Raw genomic sequence first — 22539 nt, forward strand, 5'->3', positions numbered from 1 at the left:
AGGGCTGAGAGTGATGCGCGTCCAGTCAGTGAGCGGCGAGGGCTGCGGCCACACGGGACAGGAAGTCTGGCTGGGCGCCGACATCGCCGTGTCCGGCGTCCGGGAAGACCAGGCGATCGACGGTGACGCCCTCGGCCCTGAGATCGCGGACAAGCTTCTGGCTGAGCGCGGGGGGCAGGGTGGCGTCGTGGCTGGCCTCCAGCACCACGACCGGACCGGCGTAACCCTTTAACGCAATGGGCACATCTACGGCGGCCAGATTGGGGGCCAGGTTGATGCGGACGAACGGACGGGCCCAACCCGCTGCGTTTTCGACAACGGCGCGGGCGTTGGGGGTCGTGGTCTCCAGCACCACGGCGTCGGCGCGGACGTGCTGGACGATCTGGGGGCAGACGATACCGCCCAGCGAATGGCCCCAGGCGATCAGTTTGCGGCCTTCGGCGTCGGCCTGGGCGCGGGCGACATCGGCGACCGCCGTGGCGGTGGCGATAAAGGCTTCATATTCGGCCGGACCCGGCGTTTCGCCAGAGCCGGGATAGTCGAACATCAGCACGTCGCCGAAGGGCGTCAGCTTGGCGGCGGTCAGGCCTGCGGCGGCGCTGCGCCGGAACATGTTGCCGCCGCAGAACAGGATCAGGGGCGTGTCGGTCCGCCCGGTGCGCACCCGTGTCGCACCGATGGTTCCGCCCGCATAGGGAATGGTGAAGGTGTCGGCCTGGAAACGCATCGGCGCGTCTGGCGGCAGGACGATCCTCTCCGCCTGCATCCGAGTGTCGGGATAGAAGAAGGCGTCTTCGGGCACATTGACCGCCTTGCAGGCCGACAGAGCCACGGTTGAAACGGCGATCAGGCCAAGCCGGCGTGTGTTCATGCGAAGGCGTCTCCCTTGGCGCTCATGGAGGACGCCAAGGGCGGGACTGTCAATGCGGCGCCGTCAGGTCAGGCGGGCTTGAGCCAGGACTGGCAGGCGGCGCGGGCGTCGGCGTCTGTCTGGGCGACGCAGGCTTCGGCGATGCGTCCGCGCAGGCGCTCCAGCACGGTGGCGCCGTTGTTGGCGCGGCTCCAGTCGGTCAGGCTCTTGCCCAGGGTGTCGAACCGCTGGCGCGTGCGCTGGTGATAGCTGTCGGGCTGGCCGGACAGTTCGCCGATGACCTGACCGGCGGCGGTCTCGATGGCGGTCTTGTCGCGCGGGGTCAGGCGGATCAGGCCATCGACATAGAGGACGCCCCACTGGGCGCGGGTGGCGGGGCCTTCTGCGGTCTCATAACCCTTGCGCAGCCAGTCGACGGCGGCGGCCTTGTCCCCGCGCGCCTCGGCGAGATCCGCCAGTTCGGGCATATAATAATAGGGGGTCTTGGACTTCTGCAGTTCGGCGGTCAGCAGGGCCTCGGCGCCCGGCTTGTCGCCTGCTTCGGACAGCAGGTTGGCGGCGGTGCTGATGGTGGACTGACGCTCATAGGCGGTCTTGGCGGACTGGTCGGCCCAGGCCGCGCGCTGGCGCACCTTGTCGCGCAGAGCAGTGGGAACGGCGGCGTCCTTGCCTGCCTGGGCGCGGAAGACGGCGATGTCGGCATAGGTGGTCGAGAGCCGGTCCTGGGTTCCCAGAGTGGCGTCGTCATAAACGCGGTCCAGCGCCTGGATCAGGGCGGCGGACAGGCGGGCGCGTTCCGGTCCGGCGGGAGTTGCGGCCTTGATGACGTCGGCGCCGCTGTAGATCAGGGCGTCGCGATTGGCGCGGACCTCGGCGGGACTGGACAAGACGGCGTCCAGCAGGGCGCGGACCTCGGCCTGACGGGCGGCGGGCAGGGCAGGGGCGTCGTCAGGGCGGCGCGTCAGGGCGGCCAGCGCGAAACGGTGTTGCAGGGTCGGCGTGGGGGCAGCCTTGGCCAACCGCTCCAGCACGCCCGCCGCCTCATCCGGCTTGACCAAACGGCCCGCATCCACCGCCCAGCCGTATTCGGACAGCAGGGGCCAGTCGTCGGCGGACAGGCGGGCGGGATCGGCCAGAGCGCGTTGCAGCAGTTCGCTGGCGTTCGGACCGCCGCGCTGGGCGGCCTTCAGCACAGCCTCGACCTTTTCAGGATCGCCGCCGCCCGACAGACGGGTGATCTCGGTCCGATCGGGGCGCAGGACGATCAGGGTCGGATAGCCCTTGATGCCGAACCTCTGGCCCCAGGCCTGGGCGCCCTTGGAATCGCCGTCCAGATATACGGGAACGAAGTCGCGCGTGCGGGCGACAAACTCGGGATCCTGGAACAGGCCCGCCTTCAACTGGTTGCAGGGCGGGCACCAGACCGCGCCCCAGTACAGCAGCACCGGCTTGTTCGCTTCGGCCGCCTCGGCGAAGGCGTCTTCGACATCGCCCTCGCGCCAGTCGATCTTGTGCGCCTCTGCGCCCGCGTGGGCGGCGGCGGGATCGACGGGCTTGCCCTGCTGGCCGCAGGCGGCGACGGCGAGGACGGACAGGGCGGCGAGCGAGGCGAGGAGTGGGCGCATCTGTCTAGGGACGCGATACGCCGGGCCTGGAGCAAGCGAGAAAACCTGACGTTCCGGCCAAAGAAACTGACAAAAGAAATTGGGGATAGGCGCCAAGTTCGAATTTGACTTCTGCGAGGGTCTTTATTTTGCCGAAGAAGCGCGTATATGTGCGCCTTCCCGCAACACTCCAATTGAGTCTGCGCGTTCAGCGCCGAGGCCCGGTCCGTCGCCCTCCGACCGGAGCGAAGGCGCGGCTCCTTCCCAGGGAGCCGGTACATTTCAGGCGTCCTGGCCCGGCAGCGGGCCGAGGGTGGACGCCGAAAAAACTGGCTGCGGACGTGGAAACGCGTGCCGTGGCTGCTGCATTTCACGCATGGTTTTCCCGGACCGTGCGCATGGGAAACACTGAATGACCGACGCCTCCCACGATCTCGCCATCAACGGTCAGATCGCTTCCGCCACCTCGTTCACCGGCAAGAAGCGCATCCGCAAATCCTTCGGGCGTATTCCCGAAGCGGTGCAGATGCCGAACCTGATCGAGGTTCAGCGCGCCTCCTACGAACAGTTCCTGCAACGCGAGGTCCGTCCGGGCCAGCGCAAGGAGCAGGGCATCGAAGCGGTCTTCAAGTCGGTGTTCCCGATCAAGGACTTCAACGAACGCGCGATCCTGGAATACGTCTCGTACGAGTTCGAAGATCCCAAGTACGACGTTGAAGAGTGCATCCAGCGCGACATGACCTATGCCGCGCCGCTGAAGGTCAAGCTGCGCCTGATCGTGTTCGAAACCGACGAGGAAACGGGAGCCCGTTCGGTCAAGGACATCAAGGAGCAGGACGTCTACATGGGCGACATCCCGCTCATGACGGACAAGGGCACCTTCATCGTCAACGGCACCGAGCGCGTGATCGTCTCGCAGATGCACCGTTCGCCGGGCGTCTTCTTCGACCACGACAAGGGCAAGACCCACTCCTCGGGCAAGCTGCTGTTCGCCGCTCGCGTGATCCCGTACCGCGGTTCGTGGCTCGACTTCGAGTTCGACGCCAAGGATGTGGTCTATGTCCGCATCGATCGCCGCCGCAAGCTGCCCGCCACGACCTTCCTGATGGGTCTGGGCATGGACGGCGAAGAAATCCTGAAGACCTTCTATGAGACCGTGCCTTACGAGAAGCGCGGCGAGGGCTGGGTCACGCCGTACAAGGCCGAGCGCTGGCGCGGTGTGAAGCCGGAGTTCGATCTGGTCGACGCCGACACCGGCGAAGTGATCGCCCAGGCCGGTCAGAAGATCAGCGCACGCGCCGCCAAGAAGCTGGGTGAAACCACCACCTCGCTGTCGCTGGCCGCCGACGCCCTGGTCACCAAGTATCTGGCCAACGACGCCGTCAACTACGAAACCGGCGAAATCTACGCCGAGGCCGGCGACGAACTGGACGTTCCGACCATCGAAGTGCTGGAGCAAAACGGCTTCACCACCATCGAAGTGCTGGACATCGACCACGTCACGGTCGGCGCCTACATGCGCAACACCCTGCGCGTGGACAAGAACGACAACCGTGAAGACGCCCTGTTCGACGTCTATCGCGTGATGCGTCCGGGCGAGCCGCCCACCCCGGAAGCCGCCGAGGCCATGTTCAACTCGCTGTTCTTCGACAGCGAACGCTACGACCTGTCGGCCGTCGGTCGGGTCAAGATGAACATGCGTCTGGAAACCCCTGAGGTTTCGGACGAGATCCGCGTCCTGCGCAAGGACGACGTGCTGAAGGTGCTGCAGATTCTGGTCGGCCTGAAGGACGGCCGCGGCGAGATCGACGACATCGACAACCTGGGCAACCGTCGCGTCCGTTCGGTCGGCGAGCTGCTGGAAAACCAGTACCGCGTCGGTCTGCTGCGCATGGAGCGCGCCATCAAGGAGCGCATGTCCTCGGTCGATATCGACACGGTCATGCCGCACGACCTGATCAACGCCAAGCCGGCTGCTGCTGCAGTTCGCGAGTTCTTCGGTTCGTCGCAGCTGTCGCAGTTCATGGACCAGACGAATCCGCTGTCGGAAATCACCCACAAGCGTCGTCTTTCGGCGCTTGGCCCGGGCGGTCTGACGCGTGAGCGCGCTGGCTTCGAAGTCCGCGACGTTCACCCGACCCACTACGGCCGCATCTGCCCGATTGAAACGCCGGAAGGCCCGAACATCGGCCTGATCAACTCGCTGGCCACCCACGCGCGCGTCAACAAGTACGGCTTCATCGAGAGCCCGTATCGTCGCGTGAAGGACGGCCAGGCTCAGAACGAGGTGGTCTACATCTCGGCCATGGAAGAGTCGAAGTACACGATCGCTCAGGCCAACATCGAACTGAAGAACGGCCAGATCGTCGAAGAACTGGTCCCCGGCCGGATCAACGGTGAATCCCAGCTCCTGAACAAGGACGCCGTGGACATGATGGACGTGTCGCCGAAGCAGGTTGTTTCGGTCGCTGCGGCCCTGATCCCGTTCCTGGAAAACGATGACGCCAACCGCGCACTGATGGGCGCGAACATGCAACGTCAGGCCGTGCCTCTGGTGCAGTCGGACGCGCCGCTGGTCGGCACCGGCATGGAAGCGGTCGTGGCCGTGGACTCCGGCGCTGTCGTGGTCGCCCGTCGTGACGGCGTCGTCGAACAGATCGACGGCACGCGCATCGTCGTGCGCGCCACGGGCGACGTGGACGCCGCCCGTTCGGGCGTCGACATCTACCGCCTGTCGAAGTTCCAACGCTCCAACCAGTCGACCTGCATCAACCAGCGCCCGATCGTGCGCGTGGGCGACCAGGTGAAGTTCGGCGACGTCATTGCTGACGGTCCTTCGACGGACCTGGGCGAGCTGGCGCTGGGCCGCAACGCCCTGGTCGCCTTCATGCCCTGGAACGGCTACAACTTCGAAGACTCCATCCTGATCTCCGAGCGCATCGTGCGCGACGACGTCTTCACCTCCATCCACCTCGAGGAATTCGAAGTGATGGCGCGTGATACGAAGTTGGGCCCGGAAGAAATCACCCGCGACATCCCCAACGTCGGCGAGGAAGCCCTGCGCAACCTCGACGAAGCGGGCATCGTGGCCATCGGCGCCGAAGTCCAGCCGGGCGACATTCTGGTCGGCAAGGTGACGCCGAAGGGCGAAAGCCCGATGACCCCGGAAGAGAAGCTGCTGCGCGCCATCTTCGGCGAGAAGGCTTCGGACGTCCGTGACACCTCGCTGCGCCTGCCGCCCGGCGTCGCCGGCACGATCGTTGACGTTCGCGTCTTCAACCGTCACGGCGTGGACAAGGACGAACGCGCCCTGGCTATCGAACGCGCTGAAATCGAACGTCTCGGCAAGGACCGCGACGACGAGCTCAAGATCCTTGAGCGCAACGTCTATGGCCGCCTGAAGCCGCTGATCATCGGCAAGAACGCCGTGTCGGGTCCGAAGGGCATCGGCCGTGGCGAACTGACCGACGAGAAGCTGGCCGAAGTCAGCCGCGGCCTGTGGTGGCAGATCGCTCTGGACGACGAGAAGACCCAGGGCGAACTGGAAGCCATGAAGCGTCAGTTCGAAGACGCCCGCAAGCAACTGGACCGTCGTTTCGAAGACAAGGTCGAGAAGCTGCAACGCGGTGACGAGCTGCCGCCTGGCGTCATGAAGATGGTCAAGGTCTTCGTGGCCGTGAAGCGCAAGCTGCAGCCGGGCGACAAGATGGCCGGCCGTCACGGAAACAAGGGCGTCATCTCCAAGATCCTGCCGATCGAGGACATGCCGCACCTGGAAGACGGCACCCACGTCGACGTCGTTCTGAACCCGCTGGGCGTGCCTTCGCGCATGAACATCGGCCAGATCTTCGAAACCCACCTGGGTTGGGCCGCCGCTGGCCTGGGCAAGCAGATCTCCGGTCTGCTGGAAGCCTGGCAGCAGGGTGGTCAGAAGCAGGCCCTGATCGACCGCCTGACGCATATCTACGGCGAGGACACCCCTCTGCCGCAGGATGAGGAAGAACTGGTCGAGCTGGCTCGCAACCTGTCCAAGGGCGTGCCCTTCGCGACCCCGGTCTTCGACGGTGCGCACATCGGCGACATCGAACGCCTGCTGGAAGAAGCTGGTCTGAACAAGTCGGCCCAGTCGATCCTGTACGACGGCCAGACCGGCGAGCAGTTCAAGCGTCCGGTCACGGTCGGCTACATCTACATGCTGAAGCTGCACCACCTGGTCGACGACAAGATCCACGCCCGCTCCATTGGCCCGTACTCGCTCGTCACCCAGCAGCCGCTGGGCGGTAAGGCGCAGTTCGGCGGTCAGCGCTTCGGGGAAATGGAGGTCTGGGCTCTGGAAGCTTACGGCGCCGCCTACACCCTGCAGGAAATGCTGACGGTGAAGTCAGACGACGTCGCCGGCCGGACCAAGGTTTACGAGGCCATCGTCCGTGGCGACGATAGCTTCGAAGCCGGCATTCCCGAGAGCTTCAACGTGCTCATCAAGGAAATGCGTTCGCTGGGTCTGAACGTGGAGCTGGAGAACAGCTGAGCCGGATCAAAGCTCTCTCCCGCCAAGGCGGGGGAGGGCGGTTCCGCCGCCTGCCTCTCCGTTCTGAATAATTTTCGCGGGTCTTCCCCGCAGAAGGAATAAAGATGAACCAGGAAGTCCTGAACATCTTCAACCCGGTCCCGGTCGCGCCGACCTTCGACCAGATCAAGATCGCTCTGGCCTCGCCCGAGAAGATCCGGTCGTGGTCGTTCGGTGAGATCAAGAAGCCGGAAACCATCAACTACCGCACGTTCAAGCCCGAGCGTGACGGCCTGTTCTGCGCCCGTATCTTTGGCCCGACCAAGGACTACGAATGCCTGTGCGGCAAGTACAAGCGCATGAAGTACAAGGGCATAATCTGCGAGAAGTGCGGCGTTGAAGTTACGCTGGCGCGCGTTCGCCGTGAGCGCATGGGTCACATCGACCTGGCCGCCCCGGTCGCCCACATCTGGTTCCTGAAGTCGCTGCCGAGCCGCATCTCGTTGATGCTGGACATGGCGCTGAAGGACGTGGAACGCGTCCTGTACTTCGAAAACTACATCGTCACCGAGCCGGGCCTGACCCCGCTGAAGCAGAACCAACTGCTGACGGAAGACGAGTTCTATCGCTATCAGGAAGAGTTCGGCGACGACGGCTTCACGGCCGAGATCGGCGCTGAGGCCGTCCGCAACCTGCTGATGGGCATCGACCTGCACGCCGAGGCCGAAAAGCACCGCGGCGAACTGGCCGACAACCCCTCGGAAATGAAGGCCAAGAAGGCCTCCAAGCGCCTGAAGCTGATCGAGGCCTTCCTCGAGTCCGGCAACAAGCCCGAGTGGATGATCCTGACCATCGTGCCGGTCATCCCGCCGGAACTGCGTCCGCTGGTGCCCCTGGACGGCGGCCGTTTCGCGACCTCCGACCTGAACGACCTGTATCGCCGCGTCATCAACCGCAACAACCGCCTGAAGCGACTGATGGAGCTCCGCGCGCCGGACATCATCATCCGCAACGAAAAGCGGATGCTGCAGGAATCCGTCGACGCCCTGTTCGACAACGGCCGTCGCGGTCGCGTCATCACCGGCGCGAACAAGCGTCCGCTGAAGTCGCTGGCCGACATGCTGAAGGGCAAGCAAGGTCGCTTCCGTCAGAACCTGCTGGGCAAGCGCGTCGACTATTCGGGTCGTTCGGTCATCACCGTGGGACCGGAACTGAAGCTGCACGAGTGCGGCCTGCCCAAGAAGATGGCGCTGGAGCTGTTCAAGCCGTTCATCTACGCGCGTCTGGACGCCAAGGGCCTGTCGGGCACCGTCAAGCAATCCAAGCGCATGGTCGAGCGCGAGCAGCCGCAGGTCTGGGACATCCTGGACGAGGTCATCCGCGAGCACCCGGTTCTGCTGAACCGCGCGCCGACGCTTCACCGTCTGGGCATCCAGGCGTTTGAACCCAAGCTGATCGAGGGCAAGGCCATCCGCCTGCACCCGCTGGTCTGTACGGCGTTCAACGCGGACTTTGACGGCGACCAGATGGCTGTCCACGTGCCGCTGTCGCTGGAGGCGCAACTGGAAGCGCGCGTCCTGATGATGTCGACGAACAACATCCTGTCGCCCGCCAACGGCAAGCCGATCATCGTGCCGTCGCAGGACATCGTCCTGGGTCTGTACTACCTGTCGCTGGTCAAGGACGGCGAGCCGGGCGAAGGCAAGCTGTTCGCCAACATCGGCGAGATCGACGCGGCGCTGGACGCCAAGGTTGTCACCCTGCACACGCGCATCAAGGCGCGCTGGACGGAACAGGACGCCGAAGGCAATGAGGTGACCAAGGTCATCGACACAACGCCGGGCCGCATGAAGCTGGGCGCCCTGCTGCCGCGCAACCCGAACGTCGGCTACCGCCTGCTTGAGAAGAACCTGACCAAGAAGGAAATCGGCAACCTGATCGACGTGGTCTATCGCCACTGCGGTCAGAAGGCGACGGTGATCTTCGCCGACCAGATGATGGGCCTGGGCTTCCGTGAAGCCGCCAAGGCTGGCATCTCCTTCGGCAAGGACGACATCGTCATTCCGGCCAAGAAAGTTGAACTGGTTGCTGAAACCCGCACCCAGGTCGAGGAGTACGAACAACAGTACGCCGACGGCCTGATCACGCGCGGCGAGAAGTACAACAAGGTGGTTGACGCCTGGGCCAAGGCTACGGACCGGATCGCTGACGCCATGATGGCCGAGATCGCGCAACCGCGCGTTCTGATCGAGGGTGAAAACCCCGACATCAACTCGGTCTTCATGATGGCCAACTCCGGCGCCCGTGGTTCGCAGGCGCAGATGAAGCAGCTGGGCGGCATGCGCGGCCTGATGGCCAAGCCTTCCGGCGAGATCATCGAGACGCCGATCACCTCGAACTTCAAGGAAGGCCTGACCGTCCTTGAATACTTCAACTCCACCCACGGCGCCCGTAAGGGTCTGGCCGACACCGCGCTGAAGACCGCCAACTCGGGTTACCTGACCCGCCGTCTGGTGGATGTGGCGCAGGACAGCATCGTCACCGAACAGGACTGCGGCTCGACGCGCGGCATCACCCTGCGCGCGGTGATGGAGGGCGGCGACGTTCTGGTCTCGCTGGGTCAGCGCATCCTGGGTCGCTATGCGGCCGAGGACATCAAGGAGCCGGGCACCGATACGGTCCTGTTCCCTGCTGACACCTATCTGGTGGAAGAAGTGGTCGAGGCCGTCGACGCCGCTGGCGTTCAGTCGGTCAAGGTCCGTTCGGCCCTGACCTGTGAAGCCGACGCCGGCATCTGCGCCCACTGCTACGGCCGTGACCTGGCGCGCGGCACCAACGTCAACATCGGCGAAGCGGTCGGCGTCATCGCCGCCCAGTCGATCGGCGAACCGGGCACCCAGCTGACGATGCGGACCTTCCACATCGGCGGCACGGCCCAGGTTGCGGAAACCTCCTTCATGGAGGCGACCAACGCCGGTGTCGCCCGCATCGCCGGTCCGACCGTCGTCGCGGCCCACGGGGATCTGGTGGCCATGAGCCGCAACGTCACCGTGACGGTTGTTGTCGACGGCAAGGACCGCGAGACGCACAAGGCGCCTTACGGCGCTCGCATCCGCGTCAAGGACGGCGGCGAAGTGAAGCGCGGCCAACGTCTGGCCGAGTGGGACCCCTACACCACCCCGATCCTGACCGAGGTGGGCGGCGTCGTCCGCTTCGAGGACCTGGTGGAAGGCCTGTCCGTCAAGGAAGAGACCGACGAAGCGACGGGCATCGCCCAGCGCGTGGTTTCCGACTGGCGCGCCAGCCCGCGTGGTTCGGACCTGCGTCCGGCCATGGGCGTCACCCTGGGCGACGCCTACGCCAAGCTGTCGTCGGGCTCCGACGCCCGCTACCTGCTGCCGGTGGGCGCGGTTCTGTCCGTGTCGAACGGCGACGAGGTCAAGCCGGGTGAGATCATCGCCCGCGTTCCGACCGAAGGCGCCAAGACCCGCGACATCACCGGCGGTCTGCCGCGCGTCGCCGAACTGTTCGAAGCCCGTCGTCCGAAGGACTGCGCGGTCATCGCCGAAATGGATGGTCGTGTTGAGTTCGGCCGCGACTACAAGAACAAGCGCCGCATCAAGATCACGCCGGAAGTCAACGCCGACGGCGTGCAGGGCGAACCGGTCGAGTTCCTGATCCCGAAGGGCAAGCACATCTCCGTCCACGACGGCGATCTGATCCAGAAGGGCGACTACATCATCGACGGCAACCCCGATCCGCACGATCTGCTGCGTATTCAGGGCGTCGAGGCGCTGGCCGAGTATCTGGTGAACGAAGTGCAGGAGGTCTATCGACTGCAGGGCGTGCCGATCAACGACAAGCACATCGAAGTCATCGTGCGTCAGATGCTGCAGAAGGTTGAAGTGCTGGATTCGGGTGAAACCACCCTGATCCGCGGCGACACCGTCGAAGTGGCTGAAGCCGTGCTCGAGAACGCCAAGGTCGAGAAGCGCGGCGGCCGTCTGGCCACCACCCAGCCCGTCCTGCTGGGCATCACCAAGGCGTCGCTGCAGACCCGCAGCTTCATCTCGGCGGCGTCCTTCCAGGAGACCACCCGCGTCCTCACCGACGCCTCGGTCCACGGCAAGAAGGACATGCTGGAAGGCCTGAAGGAAAACGTCATCGTCGGCCGCCTGATCCCGGCCGGTACGGGCGCCTATCTGCGCAGCCTGCAGAAGATCGCCAACGAGCGTGATGCGGAACTGACCCAGGCCCGCGAAGACGCGATCGAGCCGCTGCCGGCCGATCTGCAACTGGAGCTGGAGAGCAGCGAAGGCTGATCTGCGGTTACGGAAGTGACGACATGAAGAGGGCGGCGCTGGTGACAGCGCCGCCCTTTTTCTTGGTGGTTGACTGCTTGTTAAAGTGAGGCCAACTTGAGATTGCGTCAGCTTGAGGGTGTCATGAACGCTAAAAACAAGTCAGATGCGGCCGTGTGGGGCGTAGTTGTGGCGGTCCTGTCAATCTGGATGCTGGTCGAAGTCTCTAACTACGTCGTTCATCTTGGCGAGGCCATGCACGACATCTACTGCCAGGATCACTGAGAGTTCAGTCCTTCCAGCGTTCCCGAGGGGCGGGCGCGCCGGGGGTGATCGGCACGCCGCCCGCACGGTGACCGTCGCGGCGGGTCTGGACGTTGGTGGAAGAGTCCGGGGCCAGGCTGGGGTCCAGTTGCGCGCCCGCGCAGCCCGTGCCGAAGTTCGAGCCCACACAGTCCGCCGGGCCGACGATGCCGACGCCGCCGGACAGGGGACGGCGGTCCGCCTCCCACTGGGCCAGTCTGCGCGCGCCTTCACGAGCAAAGGCGGCGTCGCGGGCTGGATTGCCGGTGCCGGTGATGGGGGCGGCGTTCCGCCCGATCTGGGCCCGCCTGTCCTCGCACTGTTGACGTTCTTCTCGACTGAGCATCTGGGGATTTGTGCAGCCTGACAGGCCCTGGCGCAGCGCACGGCCCATGGCGGTCGTGCGGTCGGAGCTGACCGTCCATTGGTTGTCGGGCGCGGGAACGCTTTGCGGCGCAGGTGCGGCGATACGCGGATTGATGGGGGAGGGACGGTCCTGCGGCGTTGTCGTCGGCGTGGACGTCGTAGGGCCGTGAACCAGAGCGCGGCTTGGGGTTTCAGATCGTGGGGTCTGCGCCTGCACCGGCGCGCTGACGGCCGGGCGCGGGCGCTCGTCAGGCAGCAGGGGGCGAGGCTCGATATCGAGATAGATGAGGGGCGGTTCGACAACCGGCGCACGGCCCTTGATGCCCAGTGTGGTGAAGGACAGGGCGGCGAGCAGGGCCAGGTTGATGCCCACTGAAGCCGTGCCCAGGCCGATCTTGCGCCAGTCCATTCTTGATGGTGCAGGATAGGTCGACACGCTCACTCACGACGCTTTCTGAGATTGGGCAGGAAGCCATCCCGACTGGAGAACAACTCGACCTGAATATTAACGTCGGCGCAACCGGCGACGGGACTGGGGCTTTCGCAGGTCGCTGCTACGCGTGAAGGATCGGCGCGCTGGGCCTCCCACGCGGCCAGGCGCCGGGCGCCTTGTCGGGCGAAAGCGGCATCACGTTCTGCTTCGCCTGTGCCGGTGATGGAGCGCGCGTCGGACGCCAGCCGCAGACGGCGGTCATCGCATTGCCGACGAAACTCGGGCGACAGGTGTTGAGGGGCGTCGCACGAGAGGATGCGTAAGGAAGGAGTGTCCGCGCGTGGCGCCACGCGCCATCGGTCTTCTATATCTGACGAAGCGGGAGCAGGGGGGCTGGGGGCGCTCGCGCTTGCGCTTGTGGTGGCCGGTGGGCTGGGCGCATCAGCGGGCCCGTTCCGCGCCGGGGCGTTGGCTGTTGCGCGCTCGAGCGTCGGGGTGCGTTCATAGGCAAGCAGCGGGCGTGGTTCGATCTCGACAAAGATCGTCGGCATTGGGCCGCCTCTCTGGGGCGGTCTTGCAGCATCAGTGAACGACAGGGCGGCGATCAATACGCCATTGAAGCCCGCCGACAGGCCTACGATCGCCGTCGTGCGCCAGTTCAGACCCGAAATGCCGCTGTCCCGCCCAGCCATTCATCCTCCCGTTCGATCAGGCTGGGCTGCAAGCATGGCTGGATTCAGGCGAGTCTGGGACTTATTCACGCGAGGGCTGTGGTCGCTGCCGCATGAGGCGATTCGGGCAGTGGCGGGCGAGCGCGTTCTGGGTCGGTCGTGCCGTCATTCCTTGCGCAAGTGGGCCCGGTTCCAGGGCGGTCGACGCATATTGACCTTTTGCCCCTTCAGGCGTAGAAGCCGCGCACTTTCGAGGCGTGGCCGGTTCGCTGGTTGCTGAGATCGTGACAATTGAACGGACGGCCTGTGCGCCGCCGGAACGCCCAAAGCGCGCGTTCCGGTTTTTCTGTTTGTCGTTACGACATCAGTCTCGATGACACCCGGGCGGGGGAATGGTCCCTCGTTCACAAGAAGGCGCGGGGCGCTTCGGTCGAAAGACACACGCCCCCCAATAGAAGTCGAGACCTGTCTCAATGCCTACGATCAACCAACTGATCCGCAAGCCGCGCAAGCCCAAGCCCGTCCGTAACAAGGTTCCGGCTCTGGAGGGTTCGCCCCAGCGTCGCGGCGTCTGCACCCGCGTTTACACCACGACCCCGAAGAAGCCGAACTCGGCTCTGCGTAAGGTCGCCAAGGTTCGTCTGGCCAAGAACGGCTACGAAGCCGTTTGCTACATCCCCGGCGAAGGCCACAACCTGCAAGAACACTCGGTTGTTCTGATCCGCGGCGGCCGCGTGAAGGACTTGCCCGGCGTTCGCTACCACATCCTGCGCGGCGTGCTCGACACGCAAGGCGTCAAGGACCGCAAGCAGCGCCGTTCGCACTACGGCGCCAAGCGTCCGAAGTAAGCCATTCGCGGCAATCATTCGCCTCTGGGCCATCGGGCCCGGAGGCCTTTCGAGATCTTCCCGGCCTAGGTCGGGCACTGCAAGGAATACTCCATGTCGCGTCGTCACCGCGCCCAGAAGCGTGAAGTTCTGCCGGATCCCAAGTTCGGGGACCTGATCGTCACCAAGTTCATGAACTACGTCATGTACGAAGGTAAGAAGGCCGTCGCCGAAAACATCGTTTACGGCGCCTTCGACATTCTGGCTGAGAAGAAGAAAGACCACACTGCGGTCGAAACCTTCCACACCGCCCTCGACAACGTCGCGCCTTCGGTCGAAGTCCGTTCGCGTCGCGTCGGCGGCGCCACCTACCAGGTGCCTGTCGAAGTCCGTCCGGACCGTCGTCGTGCCCTGGCCATCCGTTGGCTGGTGAACGCTGCGCGCAAGCGTGGTGAAAATACCATGACGGAAAAGCTGGCTGCTGAGCTGCTGGACGCCTCGAACAACCGCGGCACCGCGGTCAAGAAGCGCGAAGACACCCACAAGATGGCCGAAGCCAACCGCGCGTTCAGCCACTACCGCTGGTAAGTGTCTTAAAACCGTCCCTCTTTCGAAGGTATGGGACGGTTCCTATCTAAGACTATCCGGCGCGGGCGGTTTGAGCTAAATCGCCCGCGCCGTCTTATCCGACATTTCCGAGGGCGCTCCAGGGCGTCCTAAGCCCTCAAGGGACGCTCCTATGCCCCGCACGCATAAAATCGAAGACTACCGCAACTTCGGCATCATGGCCCACATCGACGCGGGCAAGACGACGACGACTGAGCGGATCCTGTTCTACACCGGCCGTAACCACAAAATGGGCGAGACGCACGATGGCGCGTCCACCATGGACTGGATGGACCAGGAACAAGAACGCGGCATCACCATCACGTCGGCCGCGACGACCGCCTTCTGGAAAGGCAAGCGCCTCAACATCATCGACACCCCCGGACACGTGGACTTCACCATTGAAGTCGAGCGTTCGCTGCGCGTGCTCGACGGCGCCGTGACGGTGCTGGACGGCAACGCCGGTGTTGAGCCGCAGACGGAAACCGTCTGGCGCCAGGCCGACAAGTACAAGGTTCCGCGCATCGTCTTCGTCAACAAGATGGACAAGATCGGCGCCGACTTTAACGCTTCGGTCGAATCGATCCGCGACCGTCTGGGCGCCAAGGCTGTGCCGATCCAACTGCCGATCGGCGCAGAAAACCTGCTGAAGGGCGTCATCGACCTGGTCGAGATGAAAGCCCTGGTCTGGGAAACCGACACCGTCGGCGCCGACGCTGACGTGCGCGAAATCCCGGCCGACATGGCTGACGAAGCCGCCGCCGCCCGCCAGTACCTGATCGACAACGCCGTCGAGCTCGACGACGAGGCGATGGAAGCCTACCTGGAAGGCAACGAGCCTTCGGTCGAAACCCTGAAGAAGTGCATCCGTAAAGCCGTTCTGACCGGCGCCTTCTACCCGATCCTGGGCGGTTCGGCGTTCAAGAACAAGGGCGTGCAGCCCCTGCTGGACGCGGTCATCGACTACCTGCCGTCGCCCGTCGACATCCCGGCGACCCCGGGCATCGACTTCAAGACGGAAGAGCCGGTCACCCGCAAGGCTTCGGACGATGAGCCCCTGTCGGTTCTGGCGTTCAAGATTATGGACGACCCTTTCGTCGGCTCGCTGACCTTCTGCCGCCTGTACTCGGGCAAGATGGAAACCGGCATGTCGCTGCTGAACTCGTCGCGTGACAAGAAAGAGCGCGTCGGACGCATGCTGCAGATGCACTCGAACAACCGCGAGGACATCAAGGAAGCCTACGCCGGCGACATCGTCGCTCTGGCCGGCCTGAAGGAAACCCGCACGGGCGACACCCTGTGCGATCCGATCAAGTCGCCCATCATCCTCGAGAAGATGGAATTCCCGGCGCCCGTGATCGAAATCTCGGTCGAGCCCAAGACCAAGGCTGACCAAGAGAAGCTGGGCATCGCTCTGGCGAAGCTGGCTTCGGAAGATCCGTCCTTCACCGTCTCGACCGACCACGAGTCGGGCCAGACGATCCTGAAGGGCATGGGTGAACTGCACCTGGACATCAAGATCGACATCCTGCGCCGCACCTACAAGGTCGACGCAACGATCGGCGCCCCGCAGGTCGCCTACCGTGAATCGCTGGGCCGCAAGGTCGACATCGACTACACGCACAAGAAGCAGACCGGCGGTACGGGTCAGTTCGCCCGCGTCATGATCACCTTCGAACCCGGCGAGCCGGGCTCGGGCTTCGTGTTCGAGAACTCGATCGTCGGCGGCGCCGTGCCCAAGGAATACATCCCGGGCGTCGAAAAGGGTCTGAACTCCATCAAGGATTCGGGTCTGCTGGCCGGCTTCCCGCTGATCGACTTCAAGGCGACCCTGACGGACGGCAAGTTCCACGACGTCGACTCCAGCGTGCTGGCGTTCGAAATCGCGGCCCGCGCCGCCTTCCGCGAACTGAAGGAAAAGGGCGCTCCCAAGCTGCTCGAGCCGATCATGGCGGTGGAGGTCGTGACCCCCGAAGACTATCTCGGTTCGGTCATCGGCGACCTGAACGGCCGTCGCGGCATGATCCAGGGCCAAGACATGCGTGGCAACGCCACGGTTGTTAACGCCTTCGTGCCCCTGGCCAACATGTTCGGCTATGTGAACACGCTGCGCGGCATGTCGCAGGGCCGCGCCCAGTTCACCATGCAATACGATCACTACGAGCCGGTGCCGCAACACGTCGCCGACGAAGTGATCAAGAAGTACGCCTAAGCTTTCCCTTTTCGGAAAGCGGACCTAAAAGCGCCCGGACCGTAAGGACCGGGCGTCCTTAACCCCCAAACTGCAGGAACCCCCGGTTCGGGGACCTTAGGAGCTAGAGAATGGCCAAGGAAAAGTTCGAACGCACGAAGCCGCACTGCAACATCGGCACGATCGGCCACGTTGACCACGGCAAGACGACGCTGACGGCTGCGATCACGATGACGCTGGCGAAGGCCGGCGGCGGCAAGGCGATGAACTATGCCGACATCGACGCTGCGCCGGAAGAAAAGGCCCGCGGCATCACGATCAACACGTCGCACGTGGAATATGAGACGGCCAACCGTCACTATGCGCACGTCGACTGCCCCGGCCACGCCGACTATGTGAAGAACATGATCACGGGCGCGGCGCAGATGGACGGCGCGATCCTGGTGGTTTCGGCCGCTGACGGCCCGATGCCGCAGACCCGCGAGCACATCCTGCTGGCCCGTCAGGTCGGCGTGCCGGCTCTGGTGGTCTTCATGAACAAGGTCGACCTGGTCGACGACGAAGAACTGCTTGAGCTGGTCGAGATGGAAGTGCGCGAGCTGCTGAGCTCGTACCAGTTCCCGGGCGACGACATTCCGGTCACCAAGGGTTCGGCCAAGGCTGCAACCGACGGCGTGAACCCGGAAATCGGCGAACAGCAAGTCATCAAGCTGATGGAGACGGTCGACGCCTACATCCCGCAGCCGGAACGTCCGGTGGACCTGCCGTTCCTGATGCCGGTGGAAGACGTGTTCTCGATCTCGGGCCGCGGCACCGTGGTTACGGGCCGCGTCGAGAAGGGCATCGTCAAGGTCGGTGAAGAAGTCGAGATCGTCGGCATCCGTCCGGTCCAGAAGACGACCTGCACGGGCGTTGAAATGTTCCGCAAGCTGCTGGACCAAGGTCAAGCGGGTGACAACGTCGGCGTTCTGCTGCGCGGCACCAAGCGTGAAGACGTCGAGCGCGGCCAGGTGCTTTGCAAGCCGGGCTCCATCACGCCGCACACCAAGTTCGTGGCTGAAGCCTACATCCTGACCAAGGAAGAAGGCGGCCGTCACACGCCGTTCTTCACGAACTACCGCCCGCAGTTCTACTTCCGCACGACGGACGTGACCGGCATCGTGCAGCTGAAGGAAGGCGTTGAGATGATCATGCCGGGCGACAACGCCGAGCTGAACGTCGAGCTGATCACGCCGATCGCGATGGACCAGGGCCTGCGCTTCGCCATCCGTGAAGGCGGCCGCACCGTCGGCGCCGGCGTCGTGGCCAAGATCGTCGAGTAATCGAAGATCCGGCCCCCGGGCCGAACAGTAGCGTAACAGAGCGGCCCCCGGAGAAATCCGGGGGCCGTTTTTGCTGTGGGGCGACCGTCATGGCTGCGTCATCGTGGGGCAAGCCCGAGGATGACGGGGAAGGGAGAGGCGGGCATTATCGCCTTCTCGCGAACAGTCTGTGTTTTTGATGCGTCTGATTTCACTGCTCGTCTGTCTTCTGGCGCTTGGCGCGTGCGCCACCCATCCGGGCAAGGTGGATCCTGTGCGTTACGCCAGCGACGCTAGGTCTGTGCTGGCCGCGACCGAGGCGGGGACGGTGCGGGGCGTCGAGGGGGCGGGCGTGCGGGCCTTTCTGGGGGTGCCGTTCGCCCAGCCGCCGGTCGGGGCCTTGCGCTGGCGAGCGCCGCATTCTGCCCAGGCGTGGAGCGGGGTCAGGGACGCGACGCGGCTGGGTTCGGACTGCACCCAGGCGATTGGTCGGCGAGCGATCCTGGGCGGGGGCGGCGGGATCGTCGTCGGGTCCGAGGACTGCCTGTATCTGAACATCTATGCGCCCGCTGGCGCGGACACGGCCAATCCGGTGATGGTCTATATCCCCGGCGGCGCCTTCACGATTGGATCTGGCGCCAACTATGACCCGTCGCTGCTGGCGCGTGAGCAGGGCCGGGTGGTGGTGACGCTGAACTACCGGCTGGGTGCGCTGGGCTGGCTGGCCCATCCGGGGTTTCAGGCGGACGGCGAGGGCTATGGCGGCAATTTCGGCCTGATGGATCAGTTGGCGGCCCTGCAGTGGGTGCATCGGAACATTGCGGCATTCGGCGGTGATCCAGGCAATGTGACCCTGTTCGCCGAAAGCGCGGGGGCGTGGAGCGCCTGTTACCTGATGACGTCGCCCGGTTCGGAAGGCCTGTTTCAGCGCGTCATCATGCAGAGCGGCGGGTGCCTGGAGCCGTCATCGCTAGTCAGCGCCGAGGCGACGGCCAGGGCGGGGCCGGAGTTCGCCAGAAGCCTGGGGTGCGAGGATGGACCTGGGCAGGCGGCCTGCTTGAAGGGTCTGCCGGCGTGGCGCGTGCAACGGGCGCCGTCGGTGCGCGAGGGACTGAACGGCCATGGCTCCTGGGGGCCGGTGCATACGGACGCCACCGTGCCCGAAAACCCCGCCATCGCCTTCCACGAAGGGCGGTTCACGCGCGTGCCTGTGATCATCGGCACGAACCGCGATGAGGGCCGGCTGTTCGCCAACGAGGTCAAGGACGTGGACCGCTATCAGAAGGAGACGATCTGGATGTATGGCGATGTCGGCGAACGAGTGCTGGCGCGGTATCCGGTCGGCCCGGACGGCCCCGCCTACGCCATCGCGGAACATTTCACCGATCAGAGGTTCGCCTGTCCGTCACAGGCCCTGCGGCGTCAGCTGGCGCGCTATGTGCCGGTGTGGGGCTATGAATTCGCGGACCGGAACGCGCCCTTCGTCCTGCCGAAGCGGATCGTGGGACTGGACCTGGGCGCCTATCACGCCAGCGAACTGGCCTATGTGTTCGGGACCAGTTGGATCTTCGCCGACGTGAAGCGGTTCACGCCGGAGCAGAAGGCGCTTTCGGTGCGGATGCGCGGCCTGTGGGCCGGGTTCGGCCAGAAGGACTTTGGCCCTGACTGGCCCCGCATCGAGGGGGCGGGCCCAGTGCGGGTGTTCCAGCCGCAGGGCGATCGGCTGGATGACGACTTCTTCGAACGGCGCCACTGCGACTTCTGGGACGGGACGCCGTTCGGGGCTGTTCACTAGGTACAACCGTCATTCCGGGGCTGAGCGGAGCGAAGAACCCGGAACCCAGAACCGCAATCTCACCGCTGTACGCATTCGATGCCGGATGCGGGCTTCCTGGGTTCCGGGTTCGTCCTTCGGACGCCCCGGAATGACGAGCCGGGGGCGTCAAACTGAATCGTGTTTGAAGCTAGATGAAGCGGACGGTCACGCCGGGCTTGACCTTGTCAGCCAGCTTCCAGACGTCCCAATTGGTCAGGCGCACACAGCCGTGCGAGGCCGTCTTGCCGACCAGATGCGGGTCGGGCGTGCCGTGAATGCCGTAGCTGGGCTTGTTCAGATCGATCCAGACCACGCCGACCGGGTTGTTCGGGCCGGGCTTGACCACGACCTTCCTGCCCACGCTGCCGTAGCTGAGTTTGGACGGGTCATAGGTGTAGTCGGGATTGCGGGCGACGCCGTTGACGCGCAGCGTGCCGCTGGGCGTCGGATTGTCGGTGCTGCCGATGGTGGCGGGGAAATAGGCCAGCAGGGCGCCGTCGGCGGCGAAGGCCTTCACCGAACCTTCGGCCTTGTTCACGTCGATGCGGGCGACATCGGCGGCCAGCGGGCGATTGTCGACGGCGGGAACCAGCAGGGTCTGGCCCGCGCGGTTGAAGTCGGCGCCTGGGTTCATGGCGCGCAGCAGGTCCTCGGTGACGTGGAACCTTTCGGCCAGGGCCTCGACGATGTCGCCATAGCTCATTGCGGCCGCCTGGCCCTGTTTCTCAAGGTCCGTAGGGACGACGCCCATATAGGGGCCGTCGATGTCCTGCTGGGTGATTTCGTAGGTGGTGGTGACGGCGCCGGAGCCCTCGGCCCGCAGGCGATCCATGACCTCGGGCGTCAGCTGGCCGTCGTCCTTCAATCCCTTGGCCTTCTGATAGGCGGCGATGGCCTGACGCATGTTGGAGCCCGCCAGACCATCGATGGCGCCGGGCGAGAAGCGGGCGCGCTCCAGCAGAACCTGCGCCCGGATCAGGGCCGGATCGGGTTGGGGCGTCGTCTGAGCGGCGCTGGGGGACTGAGGCTGGGCGTCCGGGGGGACAGGCGTATAGGCGGCGTTCTCGATGGCCTGGGCGGACAGCGGGCCGGCCGCGCCCGCCTGCTCAGTCTGGTTGCCCGACCGATTGTCGGGGGAGGGGCTGCAGGCGGCCAGAACGGCGAGGCTGGCGAGGGCGGCGGGCGTCAGGCGGCGGATCATCAAGTCACTCAGTCAGTCGGCAGGGAAGGGCGAAGGCAGGGGGCGGTCAGTTCTCTGACCCGGTCGCTGGATCGGTCGGGGTTACGCCGGAGTTGCTGGAGCCCTCGGAGCCCTTGGGTTCGGTGGCGGGTCGCGGGGGGCGGCCATTGTGGTCGGGGCGAAGATTTTCATCCTCGACGGCGTGGTCATCAGGGCGTTGATCGGTCATGACCGTGTCTCTCGGCGCGGAACTTGGATGTCCGCAGGATGCAAACGCCCCTGGCGCGCGCAGGCTCCCGTCAACACCTGTTCACCATGCCGATGAACCCTAGTGAAACAGGGTTCGGTGTAGAGGATGGGCTGAAACGGCCTCGGACACGGGGTTGCTGCGAGATGTTTATGACTGACGAACTGCTGGTCGAGATCGTGAAGGCGGAGGCGCTGGACGCCGCCGCCGTCGCGCTGTGGCGCACATGGTCCTCGACCAATCCTGCCCTAAGCAGCCCCTATTTCCGCTGGGATTACACCGAGATCGCCGCCAGGGTCTGCCCAGGCGCGGCGGTGGCTGTGTTCCGGCGCGGCGGACAGATCGTCGGCTTCTTCCCGCACCAGAGACGCGGCGGTTCGGTCCAACCGCTGGGCGCGCCGATGAATGATTATCACGGGGTGATCGCGCCGGTCGGATCGGACATCACGCTGGAGGATGTGGCGCGTCTGGTTAAGGGGCGTCGCCTGAATGTGCCGGGCTGGATCGGCGCGGGCGAGACGGGCGAGGAACGCGGCACGGTGCAGGTGGAGTTGCCTGCGGGCGGCTATGACGGCTGGTACGCCGAACGCCGCCAGGCCTATGGCAAGTATTTCAAGGACAAGGAGCGCGCGCGCCGCAGCCTGGCTGCCGAACTGGGCGAGACGCAGGTTCGGCGCAATGTGCGCGATCCCCTGCTGCTGGATCATCTGATCGACCTGAAGGCGGCGCAGTATCGCCGGTCGGGCCTGCACGACATCTTCGCCTGCGGCTGGACGCGCGATCTGCTGCACGCGCTGATGATGGATCAGCGGCCTGATTTCGGTGCGTCCCTGGCGGTCATGACGGCGGGCGACAAACGGGTGGCGATCGAGTTCTCGCTGCACGCGGGCGACCATTATCATTTCTGGTTCCCGGCCTATGAGCCGACGCTGGCCAGATGCTCGCCGGGCATTCTGCTGAGCATGGACACCATGCGGCTGGCTGGTGCCGAAGGGGTGCGGGTGTTCGACTTCGGTTTCGAGGGCGAGACCTACAAGAAGTATTTCGTCAATGCGCGCCGAACCGTGCGCGAGGCCGTGGTCATGCAGCCGGGGCTGAGCGCCGCGCTGAATGATGCAGCCGCCGCCGTGCTGGGCGCGGCAGGCGGCAGGGGCGAGGCGATCCGCGCCTCGCTGCGTCGTCGCTGGTCAACCATCGAAGCCTGCGAAGCCTCGCCTGCTGGCCGGTTGAGGGGGGCAGCCGCCGCCGCCCGTTCCGCCGTCGCCAAGCTGGCGTCACGCAAAAAGACGCCTGCGCGCGTCGCCCACGCCTGAGG

At 65.0% G+C, this 22539-nt stretch carries 15 protein-coding genes; 9 read left to right on the plus strand and 6 right to left on the minus strand.

Translation table 11 applies throughout. The features are described from left to right. Positions 1-25 precede the first annotated feature (25 nt). A complete protein-coding gene (locus tag KWG56_RS02695; protein WP_219353633.1) occupies positions 26-871 on the minus strand; it encodes an alpha/beta hydrolase family protein in 846 nt (281 codons plus the stop codon). A 68-nt stretch (positions 872-939) separates the two neighbouring features. Continuing rightward, positions 940-2496: a thioredoxin family protein gene (locus KWG56_RS02700; protein ID WP_219353634.1), complete on the minus strand. Its 1557-nt coding sequence runs from the start codon at positions 2494-2496 to the stop codon at positions 940-942. Positions 2497-2887: 391 nt separating this feature from the next. Here KWG56_RS02700 and rpoB point away from each other — a divergent pair, with 391 nt between their 5' ends. From rpoB to KWG56_RS02715, 3 genes are all read left to right on the plus strand, one after another. After that, positions 2888-7003 carry a DNA-directed RNA polymerase subunit beta gene (gene rpoB, locus KWG56_RS02705; RefSeq protein ID WP_201100537.1) on the plus strand — a complete coding sequence of 1372 codons (4116 nt, stop codon included), beginning with the start codon at positions 2888-2890 and terminating at the stop codon, positions 7001-7003. A gap of 104 nt (positions 7004-7107) precedes the next feature. Then, positions 7108-11304 carry a DNA-directed RNA polymerase subunit beta' gene (gene rpoC / locus KWG56_RS02710; RefSeq protein ID WP_201100536.1) on the plus strand — a complete coding sequence of 1399 codons (4197 nt, stop codon included), beginning with the start codon at positions 7108-7110 and terminating at the stop codon, positions 11302-11304. Between the two features lie 123 nt (positions 11305-11427). Continuing rightward, entirely contained in the window at positions 11428-11568 is a 141-nt protein-coding gene (locus tag KWG56_RS02715; RefSeq protein WP_219353635.1) for a hypothetical protein, read from the plus strand. Positions 11569-11572: 4 nt separating this feature from the next. On the opposite strand, the gene KWG56_RS02720 is transcribed toward KWG56_RS02715, so the two are convergent. Continuing rightward, entirely contained in the window at positions 11573-12361 is a 789-nt protein-coding gene (locus KWG56_RS02720; RefSeq protein WP_219353636.1) for a hypothetical protein, read from the minus strand. 29 nt (positions 12362-12390) lie between these two features. Continuing rightward, a complete protein-coding gene (locus KWG56_RS02725; RefSeq protein ID WP_219373674.1) occupies positions 12391-13077 on the minus strand; it encodes a hypothetical protein in 687 nt (228 codons plus the stop codon). A 452-nt stretch (positions 13078-13529) separates the two neighbouring features. On the opposite strand from KWG56_RS02725, the gene rpsL reads away from it, so the two are divergent. From rpsL to KWG56_RS02750, 5 genes are all read left to right on the plus strand, one after another. Continuing rightward, positions 13530-13904: a 30S ribosomal protein S12 gene (gene rpsL, locus KWG56_RS02730; RefSeq protein ID WP_021697983.1), complete on the plus strand. Its 375-nt coding sequence runs from the start codon at positions 13530-13532 to the stop codon at positions 13902-13904. A 93-nt stretch (positions 13905-13997) separates the two neighbouring features. Next, the gene (rpsG, locus tag KWG56_RS02735; protein ID WP_201100533.1) at positions 13998-14471 is read left to right on the plus strand and encodes a 30S ribosomal protein S7; all 474 of its coding nucleotides are present in this window, start codon (positions 13998-14000) and stop codon (positions 14469-14471) included. A gap of 151 nt (positions 14472-14622) precedes the next feature. Continuing rightward, entirely contained in the window at positions 14623-16701 is a 2079-nt protein-coding gene (fusA, locus tag KWG56_RS02740) for an elongation factor G (protein WP_219353637.1), read from the plus strand. Between the two features lie 110 nt (positions 16702-16811). Beyond that, positions 16812-18002, plus strand: coding sequence for an elongation factor Tu (gene tuf, locus KWG56_RS02745; protein ID WP_201100531.1), 1191 nt, complete (start codon positions 16812-16814; stop codon positions 18000-18002). A 178-nt stretch (positions 18003-18180) separates the two neighbouring features. After that, positions 18181-19776, plus strand: coding sequence for a carboxylesterase/lipase family protein (locus KWG56_RS02750; protein ID WP_219353638.1), 1596 nt, complete (start codon positions 18181-18183; stop codon positions 19774-19776). A gap of 169 nt (positions 19777-19945) precedes the next feature. On the opposite strand, the gene KWG56_RS02755 is transcribed toward KWG56_RS02750, so the two are convergent. Beyond that, the gene (locus KWG56_RS02755; RefSeq protein ID WP_219353639.1) at positions 19946-20998 is read right to left on the minus strand and encodes a L,D-transpeptidase family protein; all 1053 of its coding nucleotides are present in this window, start codon (positions 20996-20998) and stop codon (positions 19946-19948) included. A 46-nt stretch (positions 20999-21044) separates the two neighbouring features. Continuing rightward, positions 21045-21206 carry a hypothetical protein gene (locus KWG56_RS02760; RefSeq protein WP_219353640.1) on the minus strand — a complete coding sequence of 54 codons (162 nt, stop codon included), beginning with the start codon at positions 21204-21206 and terminating at the stop codon, positions 21045-21047. Between the two features lie 170 nt (positions 21207-21376). Between KWG56_RS02760 and KWG56_RS02765 the strand changes: the two genes are divergently transcribed. Beyond that, positions 21377-22537 carry a GNAT family N-acetyltransferase gene (locus tag KWG56_RS02765; RefSeq protein WP_219353641.1) on the plus strand — a complete coding sequence of 387 codons (1161 nt, stop codon included), beginning with the start codon at positions 21377-21379 and terminating at the stop codon, positions 22535-22537. The last annotated feature ends 2 nt before the right edge of the window (positions 22538-22539 follow it).

Origin of the sequence: Brevundimonas nasdae (assembly GCF_019395145.1) — a bacterium.
Taxonomy (GTDB): Bacteria; Pseudomonadota; Alphaproteobacteria; order Caulobacterales; family Caulobacteraceae; genus Brevundimonas; species Brevundimonas nasdae.